The 21,083-nt window shown below is 60.5% G+C and carries 24 protein-coding genes; 8 read left to right on the top strand and 16 right to left on the bottom strand.

Features of this window, described 5'->3' with window-relative positions; translation table 11 throughout:
* Nucleotide 1 precedes the first annotated feature (1 nt).
* Nucleotides 2-742: a penicillin-binding protein activator LpoB gene (locus HBO23_RS04870; protein WP_170036744.1), complete on the top strand. Its 741-nt coding sequence runs from the start codon at nucleotides 2-4 to the stop codon at nucleotides 740-742.
* A 153-nt stretch (nucleotides 743-895) separates the two neighbouring features.
* Here the strand turns inward: HBO23_RS04870 and HBO23_RS04865 are convergent, their stop codons facing one another.
* From HBO23_RS04865 to HBO23_RS04855, 3 genes are all read right to left on the bottom strand, one after another.
* The gene (locus tag HBO23_RS04865; protein ID WP_017135232.1) at nucleotides 896-1,528 is read right to left on the bottom strand and encodes a LysE family transporter; all 633 of its coding nucleotides are present in this window, start codon (nucleotides 1,526-1,528) and stop codon (nucleotides 896-898) included.
* 88 nt (nucleotides 1,529-1,616) lie between these two features.
* Nucleotides 1,617-2,189, bottom strand: coding sequence for a mechanosensitive ion channel family protein (locus tag HBO23_RS04860; protein WP_169988013.1), 573 nt, complete (start codon nucleotides 2,187-2,189; stop codon nucleotides 1,617-1,619).
* Complete coding sequence (locus tag HBO23_RS04855) at nucleotides 2,189-4,099, bottom strand: ATP-binding cassette domain-containing protein (RefSeq protein ID WP_056860786.1); 1,911 nt, start codon at nucleotides 4,097-4,099, stop codon at nucleotides 2,189-2,191. The genes HBO23_RS04860 and HBO23_RS04855 overlap by 1 nt, the downstream gene beginning before the upstream one ends.
* A gap of 50 nt (nucleotides 4,100-4,149) precedes the next feature.
* On the opposite strand from HBO23_RS04855, the gene HBO23_RS04850 reads away from it, so the two are divergent.
* A complete protein-coding gene (locus tag HBO23_RS04850; RefSeq protein ID WP_170036742.1) occupies nucleotides 4,150-4,611 on the top strand; it encodes a TIGR02444 family protein in 462 nt (153 codons plus the stop codon).
* Here the strand turns inward: HBO23_RS04850 and HBO23_RS04845 are convergent.
* Nucleotides 4,608-5,828, bottom strand: coding sequence for an AlgP family protein (locus HBO23_RS04845; protein WP_170036740.1), 1,221 nt, complete (start codon nucleotides 5,826-5,828; stop codon nucleotides 4,608-4,610). The genes HBO23_RS04850 and HBO23_RS04845 overlap by 4 nt on opposite strands.
* Before the next feature lie 192 nt (nucleotides 5,829-6,020).
* Between HBO23_RS04845 and HBO23_RS04840 the strand changes: the two genes are divergently transcribed.
* Nucleotides 6,021-6,698: an FKBP-type peptidyl-prolyl cis-trans isomerase gene (locus HBO23_RS04840; RefSeq protein ID WP_170036738.1), complete on the top strand. Its 678-nt coding sequence runs from the start codon at nucleotides 6,021-6,023 to the stop codon at nucleotides 6,696-6,698.
* A gap of 53 nt (nucleotides 6,699-6,751) precedes the next feature.
* Here the strand turns inward: HBO23_RS04840 and HBO23_RS04835 are convergent, their stop codons facing one another.
* From HBO23_RS04835 to HBO23_RS04800, 8 genes are all read right to left on the bottom strand, one after another.
* Nucleotides 6,752-7,210 (bottom strand): Rsd/AlgQ family anti-sigma factor, encoded by a 459-nt coding sequence (locus tag HBO23_RS04835; RefSeq protein ID WP_017135007.1) that lies wholly within the window; start codon nucleotides 7,208-7,210, stop codon nucleotides 6,752-6,754.
* Between the two features lie 209 nt (nucleotides 7,211-7,419).
* Nucleotides 7,420-7,941, bottom strand: a complete 522-nt coding sequence (locus tag HBO23_RS04830) for a disulfide bond formation protein B (RefSeq protein WP_138451789.1) — start codon at nucleotides 7,939-7,941, stop codon at nucleotides 7,420-7,422.
* Nucleotides 7,942-7,969: 28 nt separating this feature from the next.
* A complete protein-coding gene (locus HBO23_RS04825; protein ID WP_032865418.1) occupies nucleotides 7,970-8,170 on the bottom strand; it encodes a hypothetical protein in 201 nt (66 codons plus the stop codon).
* Between the two features lie 2 nt (nucleotides 8,171-8,172).
* On the bottom strand, nucleotides 8,173-9,414 hold the full coding sequence (locus tag HBO23_RS04820; protein ID WP_138451791.1) for a heme biosynthesis protein HemY: 1,242 nt from the start codon (nucleotides 9,412-9,414) through the stop codon (nucleotides 8,173-8,175).
* A gap of 5 nt (nucleotides 9,415-9,419) precedes the next feature.
* Nucleotides 9,420-10,535: a uroporphyrinogen-III C-methyltransferase gene (locus HBO23_RS04815; RefSeq protein WP_099550279.1), complete on the bottom strand. Its 1,116-nt coding sequence runs from the start codon at nucleotides 10,533-10,535 to the stop codon at nucleotides 9,420-9,422.
* Between the two features lie 41 nt (nucleotides 10,536-10,576).
* Nucleotides 10,577-11,326 (bottom strand): uroporphyrinogen-III synthase, encoded by a 750-nt coding sequence (locus HBO23_RS04810; protein ID WP_138451795.1) that lies wholly within the window; start codon nucleotides 11,324-11,326, stop codon nucleotides 10,577-10,579.
* Complete coding sequence (gene hemC, locus HBO23_RS04805) at nucleotides 11,323-12,264, bottom strand: hydroxymethylbilane synthase (RefSeq protein ID WP_017135003.1); 942 nt, start codon at nucleotides 12,262-12,264, stop codon at nucleotides 11,323-11,325. The genes HBO23_RS04810 and hemC overlap by 4 nt, the downstream gene beginning before the upstream one ends.
* A 139-nt stretch (nucleotides 12,265-12,403) precedes the next feature.
* The gene (locus HBO23_RS04800; RefSeq protein WP_099550278.1) at nucleotides 12,404-13,150 is read right to left on the bottom strand and encodes a LytTR family DNA-binding domain-containing protein; all 747 of its coding nucleotides are present in this window, start codon (nucleotides 13,148-13,150) and stop codon (nucleotides 12,404-12,406) included.
* Nucleotides 13,151-13,654: 504 nt separating this feature from the next.
* Between HBO23_RS04800 and argH the strand changes: the two genes are divergently transcribed.
* Complete coding sequence (gene argH / locus HBO23_RS04795) at nucleotides 13,655-15,049, top strand: argininosuccinate lyase (protein ID WP_008439335.1); 1,395 nt, start codon at nucleotides 13,655-13,657, stop codon at nucleotides 15,047-15,049.
* A 100-nt stretch (nucleotides 15,050-15,149) separates the two neighbouring features.
* Here the strand turns inward: argH and HBO23_RS04790 are convergent, their stop codons facing one another.
* A complete protein-coding gene (locus HBO23_RS04790; protein WP_170036736.1) occupies nucleotides 15,150-15,809 on the bottom strand; it encodes a glutathione S-transferase in 660 nt (219 codons plus the stop codon).
* Between the two features lie 126 nt (nucleotides 15,810-15,935).
* Here HBO23_RS04790 and HBO23_RS04785 point away from each other — a divergent pair, with 126 nt between their 5' ends.
* From HBO23_RS04785 to HBO23_RS04775, 3 genes are all read left to right on the top strand, one after another.
* Nucleotides 15,936-16,220, top strand: a complete 285-nt coding sequence (locus tag HBO23_RS04785; RefSeq protein ID WP_017135000.1) for a hypothetical protein — start codon at nucleotides 15,936-15,938, stop codon at nucleotides 16,218-16,220.
* 95 nt (nucleotides 16,221-16,315) lie between these two features.
* Entirely contained in the window at nucleotides 16,316-16,570 is a 255-nt protein-coding gene (locus HBO23_RS04780) for a TIGR02647 family protein (protein WP_010207442.1), read from the top strand.
* Nucleotides 16,571-16,741: 171 nt separating this feature from the next.
* Complete coding sequence (locus HBO23_RS04775; RefSeq protein WP_170036734.1) at nucleotides 16,742-19,582, top strand: class I adenylate cyclase; 2,841 nt, start codon at nucleotides 16,742-16,744, stop codon at nucleotides 19,580-19,582.
* On the opposite strand, the gene rnk is transcribed toward HBO23_RS04775, so the two are convergent.
* The 3 genes from rnk to cyaY form a co-directional block, all read right to left on the bottom strand.
* Nucleotides 19,579-19,989 carry a nucleoside diphosphate kinase regulator gene (gene rnk / locus HBO23_RS04770; protein ID WP_017134998.1) on the bottom strand — a complete coding sequence of 137 codons (411 nt, stop codon included), beginning with the start codon at nucleotides 19,987-19,989 and terminating at the stop codon, nucleotides 19,579-19,581. The genes HBO23_RS04775 and rnk overlap by 4 nt on opposite strands.
* A gap of 131 nt (nucleotides 19,990-20,120) precedes the next feature.
* Nucleotides 20,121-20,339, bottom strand: coding sequence for a DUF1289 domain-containing protein (locus HBO23_RS04765; protein WP_056860802.1), 219 nt, complete (start codon nucleotides 20,337-20,339; stop codon nucleotides 20,121-20,123).
* 2 nt (nucleotides 20,340-20,341) lie between these two features.
* Nucleotides 20,342-20,674 carry an iron donor protein CyaY gene (cyaY, locus tag HBO23_RS04760; RefSeq protein ID WP_099550435.1) on the bottom strand — a complete coding sequence of 111 codons (333 nt, stop codon included), beginning with the start codon at nucleotides 20,672-20,674 and terminating at the stop codon, nucleotides 20,342-20,344.
* A gap of 239 nt (nucleotides 20,675-20,913) precedes the next feature.
* Between cyaY and HBO23_RS04755 the strand changes: the two genes are divergently transcribed.
* The gene (locus tag HBO23_RS04755) at nucleotides 20,914-21,081 is read left to right on the top strand and encodes a lipoprotein (RefSeq protein ID WP_017134995.1); all 168 of its coding nucleotides are present in this window, start codon (nucleotides 20,914-20,916) and stop codon (nucleotides 21,079-21,081) included.
* The last annotated feature ends 2 nt before the right edge of the window (nucleotides 21,082-21,083 follow it).

Raw genomic sequence — 21,083 nt, 5'->3', positions numbered from 1 at the left:
AATGCGTGCATGGATCGGCATGATCAGCCTGCTGTGCGCCTTTGGCGCCTCGGCCGCCCCGAAGATCGCGGTCACCGACCTGGCGTATGAGGCGCGCGTCGAGGAGTACATCCACGCGGTGTCGGCCAGCAACAACTTCCAGGCCAGCGCGTACAACGCCAGCGGTGCCTCGACCTACAGCGAGTACGAGAGCCGCACCAGCTACATCGAACAGACTGAGTTGCGTAAATTCAGCGGTGATATCAAGGGCGAGATACTCAAGTCACACCAGTTTCAGCTGGTTCAGGGCACGCCCTACACCGCCGACGCCAAGGGTGACGTCTATGATGTGATCAAACGCATCAAGGCCGGTAACTTCAAGGGCGCGGACTATGTGCTGTTCGGTACGCTGTCAGACATCGACTTCACCCAGGACATCAACGCCCTGGACCACACCAACAGCTACTCCGCAGTGCTGGGCCTGACGTTGGTGGCCGATTTCAGCCTGATCAATACCCGCACCTTCGAGATCACCTCGGCATTTACCGCCATGGGTGAAGGCCAGGACACCAAGCTGGTGAACAACCGTGACGTGCGTGTGAGCCTGAACCGGCCGCGTGTGGTGCGGGAAGTGTCGAAAGCCTTGGGTGAGGATGTGGCGCGCCAACTGGCGGAACAGCTGGGAGGTGGCTACGCAGACCCGGGCAAGCCTGCATTGCGCAATAACCTGCCAAGGGACGAAGCGCCGAAGATTCTGCGCTGAGCACGCGTTTCAAAGCCAACACATAACAAATGTGGGAGCTGGCTTGCCTGCGATGCAGACACTGCGGTGCGTCAGTTACACCTCGGTGATGCTATCGCAGCGGTGCGACGACTCGACAAGTCAGCTCCCACATTTTTAGCCGGTTTTCGTCAATCAAGCCGTTGCGCGATGCAAACTGGCGAGAAACCCCGCAGCTCCCACAAACAAGCCTGCAAACGTGCGGTTCATGCGTTTTTGCTGCTTGGGTGTGCGCAGCAGCCGCAAGACTTTCGACGCAAGCCCCGTGTAACCCGCCATTACGATCATATCGACGCTGATCATGGTTGCGCCCAGGATCAGGTACTGGACCAGCAGCGGCGCTTGCGGGTTCACGAACTGCGGCAGAACCGCCAGCATGAACACCAGGGCCTTGGGGTTGCTGGCGTTGACCAGGAAGCCACGGAACATCATCGCCATTGGCTTGCCGATCGGGCGTATCGTCGCATCCTCGCTCATGTCCATCGGCAAGGCGCGCCACTGTTTGATGGCCAGGTACACCAGGTACGCCACACCAAACCATTTGATCGCATAAAACGCGGTCGAAGAGGCCGCAAGAATGGCACCCAGGCCGCCCGCCACCACGGCGATCTGCATCGCCAGGCCCAGTTGCAGGCCAATGGCGTTCCAGTAGCCGCGCAGGAAACCGTATTGCAGGCCGCTGGACATCGAAGCGATGGCACCAGCGCCGGGGGAAAGAGAGATGATCCAACTGGCCAGGAAAAAGGCAAGCCATGTGTCGAGTGCCATTACACACCTCGGAGAAGAATTAGCGGTTGTGCCTAAAGCTAACTCCGCCGAGTGAAGGCTGGCTACAGATTTTTACCCGCATTGAGTGTCAACGGTCACCCGGAAACATATGGGTACCTGGCCAACGTCGCACCGAGCGCTGGAAGAACAGACTATTTGGCACCTGTACCATCGCACTGTCAGTGCCAGCCTCCTCCACTTCGATCAATGTGGTGTAGAGCAAGTTAATCGCCACCACCCGGCCTTTTACACCCGGCTTGTCGACGGTATCCACCAGCTCGACGATATCACCGAGGCGAAACGGCCCGACAGTGAAGATTAAAATCGCACACAGCAGGTTGGACAGTACCGACCACATGGCAAAAAACGCCACGGCCGCGACTGCGACAAACCCCGACAACGCCGTCCACAAGACAGTGGCGGAAACGCCCAGGCGCTCCAGCACAAAAATCAGCGCACTGCCCATGATCAGCCAGCGCAGGCCGCCACGCAGTGGCATCAGCAACTGCGGTGGGAACGGGTAGCGTTCACCCAGTCGATTCAAGCCTTTGGCCACGAAGCGCTGGGCGAAATAACCCGCCAGCAGGATCAGCAGTATCTGCACGCCGACCCAGATCGGCGCGATCCATTGTGCCGGCAGCGGCAACTGCAACGCTTCCATCAGGACAGCGCCTCCAGCTCCGCTTGCAAGGTTTCGAGCACTTCGAGGGCTTCCATCCAGGTTTCCTCCAACTGCCCTTCGCGCACCTTGAGCTTGGCCTGTTCGGCCAGCAGGTCGCGCAGCTCGTCCTTGCGCGCCGCCTCGTAGACGGCGCTGTCGCCCAGGCTGGTTTCGATTTTGGCCAGGCGCTCATGCACCTTGCCCAGTTCGGCTTCCAGCTTGTCAGCTTCGCGCTTGTGCGGCGCCAACTGCTGGCGCAGGGCAGCGGCGGCCTGGCGCTGGGCCTTCTTGTCGGTCTTGTCGGGGTTCACCGGCGTATTACTCACCGGCGCGTTGCGCAGGCGGTAATCGGTCAGCCAGCGCGCATAGTCGTCCAGGTCGCCGTCGAACTCTTCGACCTTGCCGTCAGCCACCAGCAGGAAGTTGTCGGTAGTGCTCTTGAGCAAGTGGCGATCGTGAGACACCACCAGCACCGCGCCACTGAACTCCTGCAGGGCCATGGTCAGCGCCAGGCGCATTTCCAGGTCCAGGTGGTTGGTCGGTTCGTCGAGCAGCAGCAGGTTCGGCCTGTCCCAGGCAATCAACGCCAGGGCCAGACGGGCTTTTTCGCCACCCGAGAAATTCAGCACCGGCTCATCGATGCGTGCGCCACGGAAGTCGAAGCCGCCGAGGAAGTCGCGCAACGTTTGCTCGCGCTCTGTCGGCGCCAGACGCTGCAGGTGCAGCAACGGGCTCGCCTTGGAATCCAGGGAATCCAGCTGATGCTGGGCGAAGTAGCCCACCACCGTGTTCTCGCCACGGGTCAGGCGGCCGGCCAAAGGCTCAAGCTCGCCGGACAGGTTCTTGATCAGCGTCGATTTGCCCGCACCGTTAGGGCCAAGCAAACCGATGCGCGCACCCGGCGTGAGCTGCAGCTTGACCTTCTCCAGGATGGTTTTGTCGCCATAACCCAGGCGGGCGTCCGACAGGTCCAGGAGTGGGCTGGAGATCTTCACCGATTCACGGAATACAAAGTCGAACGGCGAATCGACATGGGCCGCCGACAGCTCTTCCATGCGCTCCAGCGCCTTGATCCGGCTCTGGGCCTGGCGGGCCTTGGTGGCCTGGGCCTTGAACCGGGCGATGTAGCTTTCCATGTGCGCACGTTGCGCCTGCTGCTTTTCGAAGGCCTGTTGCTGCTGGGCCAGACGCTCGGCGCGCGCGCGTTCGAACGCGGTGTAGCCGCCTCGGTACAGCGTGATTTTCTTCTGTTCGACGTGGGCAATGTTGTCGACCACGGCGTCGAGGAAGTCCCTGTCGTGGGAAATCAGCAACAACGTGCCCTGATAGTTCTTGAGGAAGTCTTCCAGCCACAGGATCGCATCGAGGTCCAAGTGGTTGGTCGGTTCGTCGAGCAGCAACAAGTCCGAGGGGCACATCAGCGCCTGGGCCAGGTTCAGGCGCATGCGCCAGCCACCCGAGAAGTCGGCGACCGGGCGATCCATCTGTTCGTTGGTAAACCCAAGACCGGCCAGCATCTTGCGGGCGCGGGCGTCGGCGGTGTAACCGTCGGCACTGTCCAGCTCCGAGTGCAGGCGGGCCTGAGCGGCGCCGTCCTGGGCTTTCTCGGCCTCGGCCAGGTCGTGTTGCACCTGGCGCAGGCGCAGGTCGCCATCGAGCACGTAGTCGATCGCAATGCGGTCGAGGGTGTCGATCTCCTGGCGCATATGGGCGATGCGCCAGTCGGCCGGCAGCAAGCAGTCCCCGGAATCCGGGGTCAGCTCACCCAGCAACAGGGCGAACAACGTGGATTTGCCGGCGCCGTTGGCACCGATCAGGCCGGCTTTGTGACCGGCGTGCAGGGTCAGCTCGGCGTCTTCAAGAAGACGTTGCGGGCCACGCTGTAATGTTAGGCTTTGAAGTCGGATCATAATGGCGGCGGAGTCTACCAGCTTCGTTGGCCGCTGGCTTGGGTGTGAATATGTGCGCTGACCTGTGGAGCTTTGCCCTATCAATTTACGCCCGCCCAGGGTGCGAAGCCGCCTGCCTGCGCTTGCAGGAACACGGCGCGGATGTGTGCCTGTTGCTGTGTGGCGCCTGGCTGGAGCAGCGTGGCGTTGCACTTGAGCCTGCGCGTATTCAGGCACTGCAGCAGCTAGCACGCCCTTGGCAAAAAACGGTGGTCAAACCGTTACGACAGATGCGCATGCAATGGCGATCCCTGGCGCAACAGGATTTGCCGCTTGCGGCGTTACGCGAGCGAGTCAAAGCTCTGGAGCTGGAGGCCGAACGGGAATTGTTAGCGCGCCTGGAAGCGTTGGCGCAGGCATGGCCGACTGGGGAAGTGAGGCAACCGAAATGGCTGGAAGGCTTGGCGACCGAAGCCGCCAACCTTGACCACGACGCGCTGCAGCAGCTGCGCGTCGTGGCCACCCGCACTTAGGAAGCGCTGGTTGGGGTGGTGCTTGGCGCTACCGGTGCAGGGGTGCTGCTGGCCGATGCGGTTGGAGCGCTGGACGCTGCCGGGGTAGCAGGCGCGGCTGCCGGAGTTGCTGGCTTGGCCGGAGCAGGCTTGGCAACGGCTGGCTTTGCAGCTGGCTTAGCGGCAGCAGGTTTGGCAGCTGGCTTAACGGCCGGTTTCGCGGCAGCAGGTTTGGCAGCTGGCTTAGCGGCTGGTTTTGCAGCAGCGGGTTTAGCCACTGGCTTGGCGGCTGGTTTCGCAGCAGCAGTTTTAGCAGCTGGCTTGGCCGCTGGTTTTGCAGCAGCGGTTTTAGCTGCTGGCTTGGCCGCTGGCTTTGCAGCAGCGGTTTTAGCTGCTGGCTTGGCCGCTGGTTTTGCAGCAGCGGTTTTAGCTGCTGGCTTGGCCGCTGGCTTTGCAGCAGCGGTTTTAGCTGCTGGCTTGGCCGCTGGCTTTGCAGCAACGGTTTTAGCTGCTGGCTTGGCCGCTGGCTTTGCAGCAGCGGTTTTAGCTGCTGGCTTGGCCGCTGGTTTTGCAGCAGCGGTTTTAGCAACTGGCTTGGCCGCTGGTTTTGCAGCAGCAGTTTTAGCAGCTGGCTTGGCCGCTGGTTTTGCAGCAGCGGTTTTAGCAGCTGGCTTGGCCGCTGGTTTTGCAGCAGCGGTTTTAGCAACTGGCTTGGCCGCTGGTTTTGCAGCAGCGGTTTTAGCAGCTGGCTTGGCCGCTGGTTTTGCAGCAGCAGTTTTTGCAGCTGGCTTGGCCGCAACCTTGGCTGGAGCTTTCGACGCGGCAGCTTTTGCCGGTGTGCGGGCGCCCAATACTTTAGCCACAGCTTCTTTCACTCGACCAACGCCCTGGGCCAGTTTCAGGCTTTCCTGAGCATCTTTTTTGAGTTGGGAAATGTAAGTGCGGGTTTCAGCTTGGCGATCCTTGAGAGCGTCCAGCAGGTCCTCAAGTTCTTTGACCGCGTCTTTGGCTTTGGCTTGTGCCTTGGCTTTGCCGGCAGTCGCGGCGTCTTGCAGTTTGGTGCGGGATTTGTGCAGCTTTTCTTGCGCTTTACCGCGTTGTTTTTCCAGTTTGGCGAGCAGTTTTTCTGCATCGGCCAACGCTTGGGAACATGCGCTTTCCAGATGTTCGAGCAAGCTGCCCGAAAGTTGTTGGAGTAAATGCAACGGGGTATTAACAGGCTTCTGTTTGGCCGACATGGTTTACCTCCTGGCTGACGTGGGTGCGGCTCATACTAGCCCTCTGCTCTTACCGCCGCTAGGGCATGTTGACAGTATCGTTTGCCTTGCGTTGCACCGTGAGTAAATTCTTATCGATATAACAAAAAACTGCGGCACTTTTTGCCCACTCACACTGGCATAATCCGTCGCACTTTCGGCGGGAGAAACAGCATGTCGCGTTATCTTTTTTTAGTGCTTGGCTTGGCGATTGGCGTGGCCAATGCAGGCGAGCAATCGCCGTCCAAAACCACCGCCCCAGACCCACACGACCTTGCCTACAGTTTGGGCGCAAGCCTCGGCGAGCGCTTGCGCCAGCAGGTTCCCGACCTGCAGATCCAAGCCCTGCTCGATGGCCTCAAGCAAGCCTATCAGGGCAAGCCATTGGCGCTGGACGATGCACGCATCGAACAGATCCTTGCGCAACACGAAGCACAAAACGCTGCCGACGCCGAGGTTCCACAAAGCGAAAAAGCCCTCGCTGCCGAACAGCAGTTTTTAGCCAAGGAAAAATCCGTCAGCGGCGTGCGTGAACTGGCAGATGGCATCCTGCTAACCGAGCTGGCACCCGGCAACGGCAGCAAACCGCTGGCCAGTGATGAGGTGCACGTAAATTACGTAGGACGGCTGCCCGATGGGACAGTCTTCGACAAGAGCATTCAGCCCCAATGGTTTCGCCTGGACAGTGTGATCAGTGGTTGGAGCAGCGCGCTGCAGCAGATGCCGGTAGGCGCGAAATGGCGCTTGGTAATTCCCTCCGCCCAGGCCTATGGCGCCGACGGTGCGGGTGAGTTGATCCCGCCGTATACGCCACTGGTGTTCGAGATCGAATTGCTCGGCACTCGCCACTGACCCAATAAAAAACGGTGCGCCATGCGCACCGTTTTTTTATCTCACTCTGAGGGTCAAGCCTGGGCGGCCGACTCTTCTTTGTGAGCGTTGTGCAGCACTTCGATCAGGCAGTCTTCCAACTCGAAGCGCTCATGCAGCAACCCACCCAGCTCTTTGAATTTCTCAATGACACACTTGCCGGCATCACACAGGTCGTTAAAGGCAACGAGCTTCTCAGTGATAGCCTCCAAGCGCGGATAGATAGTATCAGCCAGCTCCAACCCTCGATCATCGCCAAAGGCTTTAGCCTCCTTGGTCAGTTGATCGTAGACACCAAAGTGGCCCGTAGATACGTAATCCATCAGCACGCCGCAGAACTCTTGCAACGGTTTGCGATTCTCAGCCAGTGCCTCGGGCTTGGCGCCAAGAGCATCAAAGGCTCGAACCAGTTCGTGACGTGCCTTCAACCAGCTGTCGATCAGCTTGTGCACCCCACCCCAGCGTTCCTGAGCATTCTGACAACTTTCCAGCATGGTGATCTCTCTTCCCTATAGGGGCGCTGCCGCCTGTGCCCGCGCAACACCTCAAACATTGAGGCGGGAGCCGGACAAGGCCGCATGTCACAAACGGTTTCTATAACGCGTGCGGGCCAGATTATGCCCGCATGACTATGGCTTCAAGGTACGCAGGAGAGAAAGTTCATACAAGTGTTTAATCCCGTCCTACACATTACGGCGAATTTTCAATACCTCGCAGGGTGCAAGCGACGGCCCGGCAACAATCGTGAAAACTGCATGATGCCGAGCACCAGCATCGCCAAAAAGAACAACAGGCTCCATTCGGGCAGGCTCAGGTCAAACAGTGTCCAGTTGAGCTCTACGCAGTCCACGGTGCCTTTTACAGTCAGTTGCAGTGCTTGCCATAACGACAGGTTTTCAATCATGTAGTGAAGGCTGGGCCAGCAATCATTGGCCTGCTCCGGCGCGGCATTTTGTAGCAGCACCTGGCGTACCGCAGTGATGGCCCCGAGCATTGCGCAGCCCATGCTGGCCAACCCGTATAGGTAGACCCCTGAACGTTTTGGGTTATGAATCGCCGCAGCCAGGTTAATCAGAGTGAATGCGGCCAAAAAGATGCGCTGCACCTGACACAGGAAGCAAGGACGCAAGAGCGCGCCGAACTCAAGATAAAAAGACGCACCCAACGTCAGCGCACCAGCCAAGAACGCCAGGAGAAACAGAGAGCGTGAAGGGGCCAAAGACATTGTCATCCGTACCGCAGGAGATAGACCCTTACGGTAGAGTAAAGGCCTGACTCCTTTCAATACGCGCCAGAGCAGACAATTCCGCAACAGCCTGGGGATATGCCGTCAGAACCTGGATGACTTCAAGCAGTTGGCGGTAGGAATTTGCTACGTAGAGCTTTAGCGCCCGGGTTTTACGCGATAAAGAAAGGTTGGCCCTCAGAAAGGTCCGGCCAACCTTGACCTTCATTCCTACACTCGCGCAGGCACCGGCAGCGGTGATGCCAGCAAGCGGCTGTCCAGAAGCCCCAGACCTTCCTGGAACAACTGGTTGCTGCGCTCGGTGTCGCCCAGTTGGGCCAGCAAGCGCGCCAGCTCGGCACAGGCTTCGGGATTACGCTGCACTTGCAGGCTGCTTTCCAGATAGTCGCGTGCTTTGCCCCACAGACTGTTTTGCAGACACAGGCGACCCAGTGTCAACAACAGGCTGGCATCCCCCGGATGGTCTTTGAGCCAGCCTTCGGCAAATTTCAGCTGACGGCCCGGGTCACTGCCACGCAACAAACCGTAAAGCCGGATCAGATGGCTGTCATAGCCGCGCTTGATTGCGCCACGCAGCACTTCTTCGGCCTTGGTGTCAGCACCCAGCCGACGCAGTTGCTCAGCGTAAGCCAACACCAGTTGCGGTTCCTGGCGCTGGGCGGAGGTCAGTTGCTCCCACGCTCTCTCCAAAGACTGCAACCCGGCTTCGCCCTGCTGTTCACGCTCGACCGCCAGCCCAAGGTTTTCACCCCAGGCACGGCGCTCAAGCTCAGCCAGCTCGGGAGCGGGAAGTACCTTGTCCTTTCGCAGTTCGGGTAACAAGCGAATCACCGACGGCCAATCGCCCCGCTGCTGATGCAGACGCTGCAATTGGCGCAAGACCTGCGCGTTATGTGGGTGACGCTCGTACATCGCTTGCAACGTCACCAGCGCACCTTCAGTGTCGCCACGGTCCATCTGCAGTTGCGCATGGCTCAGGGCCACAGCCAGTTCCGCCTGTGGCTGGCGTTCCAAGGCACGCTCCAGCAAACCGTCGGACTCCGCATACCGGCCCAGTTCGTTGGCAGCACGTGCGGCGCCGAGGTAGTACAACAAGGGCTGACGCTCGGCTTCAGCAGCGCGATGCAGGTGACGTTCGGCGCTGGCCCAGCGGCCCTCGGCGAGGTCCATCTGGCCTTGCTCGATGGCTATCTGCACACGACGGCTGCGGTTACGCCGCGACCATGGGTTGACTACGCCACCGGAGGTGGTGAGCAAGCTGAGCAGCACACGCAGCAGGTAGATCACCAGAAAGACGGCAAACACCGCCACCAGCGTGGCCCACAGGCTCGATTCGTAATGCAGCAGATGGGGATAGGTAATCAGCACGTAGCCGGTGTGTTTCGAAATACCCACGCCCAGTGCCAGAGCGATCGCAACCGCCAACACCAGGATCACATAAAAACGCTTCATCGGCTCTACTCCTGGGTCGCCGGCGTGCCCGCCGACGCCTTGGCTTCATCGGCAGACAGATGACGGCGCTCAAGATAGGCCTGCACTGCGGCCAGGCTGCTGGCCAGGTCCGGCGTCACCACCGAAACCGCCTTGGGCTCGAGCTCGGCAATGCGCGCCAGCATCGCCTTGCTCTGCGGGTTGTCCTGATTGAAGTTGTCCTGCAGCACGCTGCGCGCTTCACCCAGCGAGCGGCTGTACACCGCCGTTTCGCCGTTAAGTGCGGCCCACTGGGCTTGCTCCAGCGCCAGGCTCAGCGCCAGGCGCACCTGATTCAGGCCTTGGCCGGCGAGCAACGGGCGAATGTTGTCATCGGGGTTGAAGTCGATTCGGAAGTAACGAGAGATCTGCTCCCACCACTGGCTCAGGCGATTTTCCGTATCGGTGGTCGAGCGCCCTTCGGACGCAGGTTCAGTGAGCTGATACTCCGGTGCGATAGCCGCAAGCGCTACGACCTGATCGCGCAGTGCCGCCAGTTGCAGGTACAAACCGGTGCGGTCGGGTTGCTCGGTACTGCGTAGCGCGGCAAGGCTCTTGGCCAACTGCTCGCGGGCGGCGTAGGCGCCTGGGTCACTCTGTTCGCGCAGAATTTCGTCAGCACCCTGGACCAGTGACTGGGCGCTGTTGATGTCCTGCAAGGCAGAGAGGCGCAAGCTGGCCAGGCGGATCAGGTGTTCGGCTTCAGCCAGGCGCCAGTCCTGGCGACTGGCGCCCAGCACGGTTTCAAGGCGTTGGCTCAGACGCTGCTGGTCACCCTGCAATTGGGCGACCAGGCGGCGGCGCTCCTCAAGCTCGTCCGCCCCAGGCAACTGCGCCAGGCGCGCCGCCAGCTGTTGCTGGCTTTGCTTGAGGGATTGGGATTGATCATCAAGGGTCTGTACCTGGCCCAACTGCTGCTGGTTGCTGGCTTGCAGGGCACGGACCTGCCAGATCCCCCAGCCACCGGCGGCGACGCCTGCGGCACCGAGCAACAGGGCCACAACCGCCAGGCCATTGCCACGGCGTGGCGCGGCGACCTGCGACTCTACCGGCGCATCAAGTGCGGGTTGGGTGTCATCTTTAGGCAAGGTTGTTTCGCTCACGTATCCGTCCTTTGCGTATCAGAGAGTGGGCGCCGCATGCCTTATGAGGCAGCGCTGCGCAACGCCACTAACAAAGCCGCGGCACTCGCGCCGCGACAATCCACAACTTTTTCTGCACCAGCGGCCCGCGCCATTTCAGACACGCGAGGGCTGGGCACGAACAACGGCAGCTGAGCCACCTTCGGCCAATCGGGGCCGGCCAGGGCTTGCAGGTGTAAAAAACCCTGCCCACTGCTGACCACCAGGCCGTTCAAGCGTTCCAACTGGATGCGTTGCATCAGCGCCCCGGCGGGGTAAGCCGGGAGGAAACGACGATACAACTCCAGATAATCGACACTAGCACCTTGCTCACGCAAACGCTCAGCCAGCAACTCCCGGCCGCCCTCGCCACGCAGGATCAACACCCGGGCACCGGGCTGCGCGGCAGCTTCGCGCAAGGCCGGCAATTGAAGCAAGGCCTCGCTGTCGTCGCCGGTTTGCGGATAGTGAACGTTGAGACCGTGATCGGCCAGTACCTGCGCAGTGGCAGCGCCCACACTGAACCACGGCAACGATGGCCAGGGCTGCTGCAATTGCTGCACAGCCAGGCGTGCAGCCGGTTTGCTCACCACAATCACCGCGCTATAGCGGCCCAGGTCAGCAAAAACAGCCCGTTGCTCGGGCGTGGCGGGCAAAGCTTCGGTATCCAGCAACGGCAGGCTGCTGCTGAAAATACCAGCTTGGGCCAACAACGCAGCCACGGCCGCCGACTCTTCAGCGGGCCGCGTCAGCAGCACGCGCCAATCGGTCACTGCGGGCCGGCCTCGCCGTAGACTTTTTGCAGAATGGCGCCGGCGCCCTTGCCCAGCAACTCTTCTGCGACCTGGATACCCAAGGCGGTCGCGTCACGTTGTGGCCCACGCACCTGGGCGGTGAGCAACGTGCCGCCGTCCGGATCACCGACCAAGCCACGCAGCCAGAGGTTTTCACCTTCAAGCACCGCGTAGCAGGCAATCGGCACTTGGCAGCCACCGTTGAGGTGCTTGTTGAGGGCACGTTCAGCAGTGACACGCACTTCGGTGTCGTGGTGGTCGAGGGGTTTGAGCAAGGCATGGATTTCGCTGTCGGCGGTGCGGCATTCAATGCCGACTGCGCCCTGCCCGCCGGCTGGCAAGCTGTCTTCGACGCTGATGGCCGAGGTGATGCGGTCTTCGAAGCCCAGGCGGATCAAGCCGGCAGCCGCAAGGATGATCGCGTCATATTCGCCGGCGTCCAACTTGGCCAATCGGGTGTTGACGTTGCCGCGCAAAAAACGAATCTGCAGGTCCGGGCGACGGGTCAGCAATTGCGCCTGACGACGCAGGCTGGAGGTGCCGACGACGCTGCCCAACGGCAGGTCATCCAGGGACACGTAGGTATTGGAGACGAAGGCATCACGCGGGTCTTCACGCTCGCAGATGCAAAAAAGGCCCAGGCCTTCGGGGAAGTCCATGGGCACGTCTTTCATCGAATGCACGGCGATGTCGGCTTGGTTTTCGAGCAGCGCGGTTTCCAGTTCCTTGACGAACAAGCCCTTGCCGCCGATCTTCGACAGGGGTGAGTCAAGCAGCTTGTCGCCGCGACTCACCATGGGCACCAGGGATACTTTGAGGCCTGGATGAGCCTGTTCAAGGCGTGCTTTGACGTATTCGGCCTGCCACAAGGCCAGGGCGCTTTTACGAGTGGCGATGCGGATTTCGCGAGAGGACATGGATCAATCCGTACTGAATAGATACGGCAGATAATAACAGCTCAGGCAAACACGCTTTGATTTGAATCAGCAAGTGCGGGGCCTCCCTGGCCACGTCGCACCGGGATATCGGAATGCAGGCCTCGCTACAGCCCTTGGGCTAAAGCTGCTGCATCATCTTGCGCACGCCGGCGACATGACGTCGGCTGACGATCAAGGCATCACCGTTAAGCCCTTTAAGGAACAACTGAAAGTGCCCCAAAGGCGTGCGCTGCAAGCGTTCTATTCGCTCGCGCGCCACCAGTGCGTTGCGGTGGATGCGCACGAAGCGGTCGCCAAACTCATCTTCAAGGGCCTTGAGCGGCTCGTCGAGCAACACTTCGCCGGTCTCGTGACGCAGGGTCACGTACTTGTGATCGGCAATAAAGTAGACCACCTGGTCCAACGGGATCAGCTCGATGCCCTTGCGGGTCCGCGCGCTGATATGGCTGCGCGGCCCATTGCCACTTTGGGCGGCCGGCTGGGTCAGCGCAGCGAGTTGCACGCGGTTTGGTCGCTCGGCCTTCTTAAGGGCCTTGAGCAATGCTTCACTCGCCACCGGCTTGACGATGAAGCTGACACCGCTGGCTTCCAGGGTCTCGGTGGAAAACTCTTCTTGAGCGGCACACAGCACCACGGCAGGTGGCGATTCTCGCTCACTCAAACGGGCGGCGACTTGCAGGCCATCAAGGCCCGGCAAGCGGATATCGAGCAACACCACGTCCGGCTTGAGGCTGTCGATCAGCGTCAACGCCTCTTCGCCGTTGGTGGCGCTCGGTTCAAGGACTGTATAACCCTCGAGTTCACTGACCAAACGGCTCAGTCGCTCGCGGGCTTGGGGTTCGTCATCAACGATCAGGACATTCATATTGCGCTGGATTCCTGCGTGAGTCTCGCACAAGGATAGCGTAGACAGGTGCGGTGACTTGCGTCACAGCGATCCACGCTAAGACTAGCGCGAGCGGCAAAAAGTGCCCCGGCAGCGGCACCCAAATTTACCCGGACCTGTTCAATTGCGCCCAAGACCTGCTGCCTTTGGGCATCGTCGTAGGGTTTGCTGATACACAATCCGAATACCCCCCTTTTTTAATGGATAGTCTGGGCTATGACCGCATCACCCGACTTTGGTGCATTCACGCTCTATCAGTGCAACTGTAGACGCTCGCTGAGACGATATTGCTCAATCGTCAAATATCGTTTCAATTAACGCCTGCCCCCAGTCTCGTCCCGGATGCGTTCGGCGGCAAGGCACTTAGCCATCCTTGGCGCAAATAAAAATGCCGATCACCCGTAGCATCGCCTCAACGGGCAACCCTGTTATTATCGGCGGCACACCTCCACGCCTCTTTTTAAGCAGATCACGAGCGAATCCATGAGCACCGACAAGACCAACCAGTCCTGGGGCGGCCGCTTCAGTGAACCCGTCGACGCCTTCGTCGCGCGCTTCACCGCCTCCGTCACCTTCGACCAGCGCCTGTACCGCCACGACATCATGGGCTCGATCGCCCACGCCACGATGCTGGCCAAGGTCGGCGTGCTGACCGACGCCGAGCGCGACAGCATCATCGACGGCCTGACCACCATCCGCGGTGAGATCGAAGCCGGCACGTTCGACTGGCGCGTCGACCTGGAAGACGTGCACATGAATATCGAGGCGCGCCTCACCGACCGCATCGGTGTGACCGGCAAGAAACTGCACACCGGTCGCAGCCGTAACGACCAGGTGGCCACCGATATCCGCCTGTGGCTGCGCGACGAGATCGACCTGATCCTGGCCGAAATCACCCGCCTGCAAAAAGGTCTGCTGGAGCAGGCCGAGCGTGAGTCCGGCACCATCATGCCCGGTTTCACCCACTTGCAAACCGCGCAGCCTGTGACCTTCGGCCACCACTTGCTGGCCTGGTTCGAAATGCTCAGCCGCGACTACGAGCGCCTGGTGGACTGCCGCAAGCGCGCCAACCGCATGCCGTTGGGCAGCGCGGCATTGGCCGGCACCACTTACCCGATCGACCGCGAATACACCGCGCAGCTGTTGGGTTTCGACGCCGTGGGCGGCAACTCCCTGGACGGCGTGTCGGACCGCGACTTCGCCATCGAATTCTGCGCCGCCGCCAGCATTGCGATGATGCACCTGTCGCGCTTCTCCGAAGAGCTGGTGCTGTGGACCAGTGCGCAATTCCAGTTCATCGACCTGCCGGACCGCTTCTGCACCGGCAGCTCGATCATGCCGCAAAAGAAAAACCCCGATGTACCGGAGTTGGTGCGCGGCAAGAGCGGCCGTGTGTTCGGCGCGCTGATGGGCCTGCTGACCTTGATGAAAGGCCAACCTCTGGCCTACAACAAGGACAATCAGGAAGACAAAGAGCCGCTGTTCGACGCTGCCGACACCCTGCGCGATTCGTTGCGTGCGTTTGCAGACATGATCCCGGCGATCAAGCCCAAGCACGCGATCATGCGTGAAGCGGCATTGCGCGGTTTCTCCACTGCCACCGACCTGGCGGACTACCTGGTGCGCCGTGGCCTGCCATTCCGTGACTGCCACGAAATCGTCGGCCATGCTGTGAAGTACGGCGTGGACACCGGCAAGGACCTGGCGGAAATGAGCCTGGAAGAACTGCGCCAGTTCAGCGACCAGATCGAGCAGGACGTGTTCGCCGTGCTGACCCTTGAAGGCTCGGTGAATGCCCGTAACCACGTGGGCGGCACTGCGCCGGCGCAGGTCAAGGCAGCCGTTGTGCGCGGCCAGGCACTGCTCGCCAGCCGCTAAAAGCATCGCAGGCAAGCCAGCTCCCACACTTGAATGGGTTCACAATTCAAAATGTGGGAGCTGGCTTGCCTGCGATAGCGTCATCCCTGCCGCCAAATATCTACTTCTTGGCCGCAATCATCGCCATAAACGCCGGCATCGCTGCCTCCCTGTCCGCCGCCACCCTCCTGGCGTTGGGCATCTCATGCAAGCGCTCCAGCAAGGCCTTGGCCTTCGGCAACTGCGCCAGCAAATCCAGGCCAAACAGCTTCTCGCCCACCGCGCAGGCGAGGTTCACGCTGTACATGAAATACAGATCGGCAATCGTGAAGCTCTCACCCGCCACATACGGCGCGAACTTGCCGTGCCGGCCCAAAGAACCAACCCCCAGCAACAACTCAGCCTTGGTTTTGTCCTTGATCGCATCCGGCACCGGCATACCAAAGAACGCCTCGGCAAAACACGCGCGGGCGGGCAACTCGATATACAGCTCGATCTCCCGGCACAACGCCAGCACCTGGGCGCGCTGATACGGGTCGGCGGGTAGCAATGACGGGCCTTCCTGGGTTTGCTCGATGTACTCGAGGATCACGCTGGTTTCGTTGATAAAGCCTTGCTTGACGCCCAGCACCGGCACCTTGCCACGCGGGCTGACGGCCAGGGCTTCAGGGGTTTGGCCTGCGTAAAACGGCACTTCTTCGAACGGCAGGCCTTTCTCCAGCAGCGCCAGTTTGACCATGTTGTAGTAGTTGCTGACCGAAAATCCGTAAAGCTTGAGCATTGCGAATGCCTCCAGGCCGGGTGTGGGGTTGGCTGCAAGAGTTATAGATCCATGCAGGCCGCCTGACCAGCAGCATCAGTTGCCTGAATGGCGGTAGACTGGCGCCCTTTCCTTGAGGAGCCTGCCATGAGCGAGCCGACCGATATCGACAGCGACGAAGAAGAGTTCACCGAAAATACACTGATCGAAGCGATCGAAAATCAGATCGAAAGCGACAACCCGCCTGCCGCCAAGGCTACGTTCAACAAACTGACCCTGGTGGGTTATGAGCGTGAAGAGATCCTGAATCTCATGGCTCACGTGCTGGCTTTCGAGATCGACGCGATGCTGGACGAGGATCGCGCATTCAATACCGAATGGTACGAAACAGCACTGCGGGCGCTGCCTGAGTTGCCGCCGGAAAAGGAATAGTCCGGGCACGCAGCAACACGCTGGACAGTTCGGCAAAGTGCGTTCACCTTATGGCCTGCTAGCCTCTAATAAATTTTAGAAAGTCTGGAGTCCTTATGTCGTATACCCCTGAGTTGGTTGCCGAACTGGAAATCCTTGTACTCTTCCCCTTGGACAGCACCAAGGAAGGTCTGAAAGTCCACCAGACCGCCGCGCCTACTGCCATCGCCGCTGCCAAACGCCTTCATGCCAAAGGCCTGATCGACCAGCCGGATGGGGGCTACCTGACCAGCCTCGGCCGCGACGCTGCCGAGCAAGCGCAAACCCTGCTGACTATCCTGACTACCGCCACTACCAAAGAAGCTGCCTGACACCTTACTGTCGCCCATGGGGTCCGCCTGCTGCGGATTCCGAGGGCGTTGCTGTGGGCCGCACAAAATTCTGACGCCAAAAAGCCACATATCATCTAAACCTCCTACGCTTCTGGCTGTAAACTCCTACACGGCCGCCCACGTCGGGCTCTGCGAGCCAACGACCCAGAAATGACCCGCACCCATGAAATCCGCCCCGACTTGGACGAAGGCATCGACCGCAAGGTGCTGGCCCAGTTGCGTGCGCGCTTCATGGCCCTCAATGCAGGCCGCATGGCCCGCGCCGTCGAAGGGCTGACGCCGCGCCAACAAAACGTGCTGACCCTGCTGCCGTTGTTTTTCCACGTCAACCACCCGCTGTTGCCCGGCTACGTCTCGAGCAGCACGCCGGCAGGCTTGTCGAATTTCGAACCCGACGCCCAGGCCCTCACCGAAGCCCAGCGCCTGACCCGCTCGTTCTCCTATAAGCCGCGCCATGGCAACCCGCCGCGGCCGATCCATGGCCTGTTCCTGATGGGCAGCCTCGGCACCCTGGCCCAGGCGGACCAGAGCGACATGGACGTGTGGGTCTGCCACGCTCCGGACCTTGGCGAGAACGAACTGGCCGAGCTGCGCAAAAAGTGCCAGTTGCTGGAAGCCTGGGCCTTGACCATGGGCGCCGAGGCGCATTTCTTTCTGATCGAGCCGACGCGCTTTGTTTCAGGCGAGCGCGATACGCAACTGAGCTCTGACGATTGCGGCACCACCCAGCATTACCTGTTGTTGGATGAGTTCTACCGCACCGCCATCTGGCTCGCCGGGCGCACGCCCATCTGGTGGCTGGTGCCGGTCTATGAAGAAACCCGTTACGCCGAGTTCACCCACGCGCTGATCTCCAAACGTTTTATCCGCGCCGATGAAACCCTCGACCTCGGCCACCTGGCGCACATCCCGCCTGGCGAATTTATCGGCGCGGGGTTGTGGCAACTGTTCAAGGGCATCGAGTCGCCTTACAAATCGGTGCTCAAGCTGCTGCTGACCGAGGTGTACGCCAGCGAACACCCGAACGTGCACTGCCTGAGCCTGCGCTTCAAACGTGCGGTGTTTGCCAACCAGATGGACCTGGACGAGCTGGACCCGTACATCGTGGTCTACCGTCGCATCGAGGAATACCTCAGGGCGCGCAATGAACCCGATCGCCTGGAGCTGGTACGCCGCGCGCTGTACCTGAAGGTCAATCGCAAGCTCAGCGCCGGCCAACGCAGCACCAGCTGGCAGCGGCTGTTGCTGGAACGCCTGGCCCATGAATGGGGTTGGGACCAGCGCCAACTGGCCTTGCTGGACAGCCGCAGCCAGTGGAAAGTGCGCCAGGTGGCTTCCGAGCGCCGCGCATTGGTCAGCGAACTCAATTACAGCTACCGCTTTCTCACCCAGTTCGCTCGCACCGAGCAGACCGTCAGCCTGATCAACAAGCGCGACCTCAATGTGCTGGGTCGGCGCCTGTATGCCGCGTTTGAGCGTAAAGCCGGCAAGGTCGAGTTCATCAACCCCGGCATCGCCCCGGACCTGGCCGAAGACACCCTGACCCTGGTGCAATCGCCCAACCGCAAAGAGCCCGGCCAGCACCACTGGGGCTTGTACAACGGCAACCTCACGGCGCTGGAATGGGAGCACTTCGCGCCGATCAAGCGCAGCCGCGACCTGTTGGAAATGCTCACCTGGTGCCATCGCAACGGCGTGATCGACAGCAGCACGCGCCTGGCCTTGCACCCAGGCGTCAGCGACATGACGGAATTCGAGCTGTTCAACCTGCTGGGCTGCCTGCAACAGACCATCGCCCTGCCCCTGGCCAGCGTTGATGAAGACCGCCTGTTGCGCTCGGCGGTACCGGAAGAGGTGCTGTTGCTGATCAACGTCGGCGTCGACCCGCTCAAGCATCACCGCGACTTGAATATCCTGATGACCACCGAGCGCACTGACTCCCTGAGCTACGCCGGTGTGCGCGACAACCTGGTGCTGACCCTGGATCAGGTCACGCTCAACAGTTGGAACGAGGTATTGGTCAGCCGCTACGACGGCCCCCATGCACTGCTCGACTGCCTGCGCGACTACCTCAACCAACTGCCGCCGAACCACCTGCCACGCCTGCGGGTGCGCTGCTTCTGCCACAACCGTGCGCAATTCATTGCCCAGCGGGTGGAAGAAATTTTCGACACCGTGCAGAACCTGCTGCTGAGCCAGTCCAATCACCGCTACCTCCTGCAGGTGCAGCAGCACTATCACGTGATGGAACTGACGCCGGGCCAGGCCACTCACGTGCCACTGCTGACCCAGGATGCGCTGATCGCCTACCTCAGCGAAGAACTGGCCAGCTACAGCCCGCTGCACCTGGATGCCATGGCGCTGGAAGACCACGACCTGGCCCTGCTGCTGCCCATGGGCATGGCTGATTGTGTGCAGGTGTTCTACCGGGTCAATGAAGGCTTCGCCGAGCTGTATGTGCTGGATGAGTTCAACGCGCTGTGGCAGCAACGCTTGCCGTTTCATGATGAGCAAAGCCTGCTGGCGCCGCTGCAGCGCTTCCTGCAGTCGATCATCTATCGTCGCGAAGCCCTGGCACCGCTGGATACACAGCAACAGCTAGGTGAAGTGCAGACTTTGTATTACCAACTGTTGCCGTCAGGCAGCCACCGCGCCCGCGGCATCGAGCCTCGGCCGGTGCCGCAAAACCCGACCAACAAGCCGTTTTATGACGTGCAGGCGATTATCGGCAAGGCCGCACCCGGCCAGGTCGGCATCACGCTGTATTGCAATCAACGGGAGTTTTCGGAGTTGGAGTTCGGCGACCAACTGTTTGCCGTGGTCGCCCAGGAAATCGTCGGGCAACGCCGGGAGACCGAGCTTTACCGCTGCTACATCACCGACCTGGACCTGTCCGGCCTGCTCGGTGATGTGCAAAGCCCGAGCAACTTGTATCTGCGTTACAAGGCCGAGCTGGAGTTGTCGCTGAATGCGGCGCTGAGCCAGATTTAGAGAGGGAAGGCGCCGCCATCTTTGGGCTGGCCTTCGACGCTGAGCAATTCAAGCTTGAGGGTTTTGCCGCCCGGCGCCGGCCAGTCGATGTGCTGGCCCACTTGCAGGCCAAGCAAGGCGCTGCCTACCGGAGCCATGATCGAAATTTTGCCTTCATCGGCGTTCGCGTGCTTCGGGTACACCAGGGTCAGGTGGTAGTCCTTGCCGCTGCCTTGCTCACGGCAATGCACGCTGGAGTTCATGGTCACGACACCCGCAGGCACTTCATCGTGGCCAACCACGTCTTCGGCGCGGTCGAGTTCGGCTTGCAACGCTTCGGCGCCGGGAGAGTCGTCGCCCAAGCGGTCGATCAATTGCTCCAGACGCTGCACGTCAAGACGGGTAAGAATGATGGAAGGTGCGGTCATGATTCAGGCAGACTCCTTTTTTCTGCACAAAAAAGCAAAACCCCGCCAGGAAAAGGCGGGGTTCTCACGGGCCTCGATGAGTTGAGGCGTACCCGGACACTACCACAGCGTCACAAATAAACAAGACGGCCTCAGGCGCGCGCCCTGCGCTGTTCGGCCTCGGCGCAGATCACTCGACGCCGGGCATCGTCGGCGGAGCGCCATTCGCGGATGTCTTCCACGTGCCGGTAGCAGCCAAGGCAGACTTTTTGCTCGTCCAGGCGACACAAACTGATACAAGGTGACGGCACTGCCGGGCTGACATTGCTGAACAGCGGCTTGGGTGGGCGTACAGGTGCAGGCTGGGTCACGATCAGATCTCGTCGAAGTCCAGCTCGGCGCCGGCTTGTTCCTGGACCAGGCGTGCGAGCATTTCGCTTAACAGCTCATCGCTGGTATCGCACTGCCAGTTTTTGTCTTCTTCGTTGTAGTCGAAGTGAAAACCACCCGAACGCGCCGCCAGCCATAGCTGACGCAGCGGCTCCTGACGGCTGAAGATCAGTTGGGTGCCGTTTTCAAACTTAACGGTCAGCACGCCAGCCGAGTTCTCCAGGTCCACATCCAGGCCGCTGTCGTCGAAAATATCTTCCAGCGCCTGCTGGGTCGAATCCACCAGGTCGTGAAAACGGGCTTCGGTCAAACTCATTGTGGGAACCTCGAAAAGTGTCTGGTCACGCTCAAGCGGCGCACGATACGGACGCGCCATGATGATTGCAAAGGATACCGATTTCATTACCCGCAGCCGCGTGAAATATCCTCATTTAGCGTAGGCCGAATCGCGACATGCTCGGCAAACCCCCGCCGGACGGGTATTACGGCGCATAGGCAAGCTGCCGGGTGGTCGGTATACTCGGGCGCAATTAATGCATATTCAAGGATTTCGCCATGAAGCGCCTGATCTCTTCCCTTGCTGCGCTCGTCGCGGTCGCTTGCCTCGTTAGTGCCTGTGGTCAAAAAGGCCCGCTGTACCTGCCCGATGACAGCAAAGACCCGAACGACCAGGCACAGTCGTCGCAGAAAGCTGCGAAAGCGCATAAGCACGACACTTACTAAGG

This window comes from Pseudomonas sp. WS 5532 (genome assembly GCF_012985445.1).
Taxonomy (GTDB): domain Bacteria; phylum Pseudomonadota; class Gammaproteobacteria; order Pseudomonadales; family Pseudomonadaceae; genus Aquipseudomonas; species Aquipseudomonas edaphica.
The sequence above is the reverse complement of the archived record's forward strand: the minus strand, read 5'-3'. Positions and strand labels throughout refer to the sequence as shown.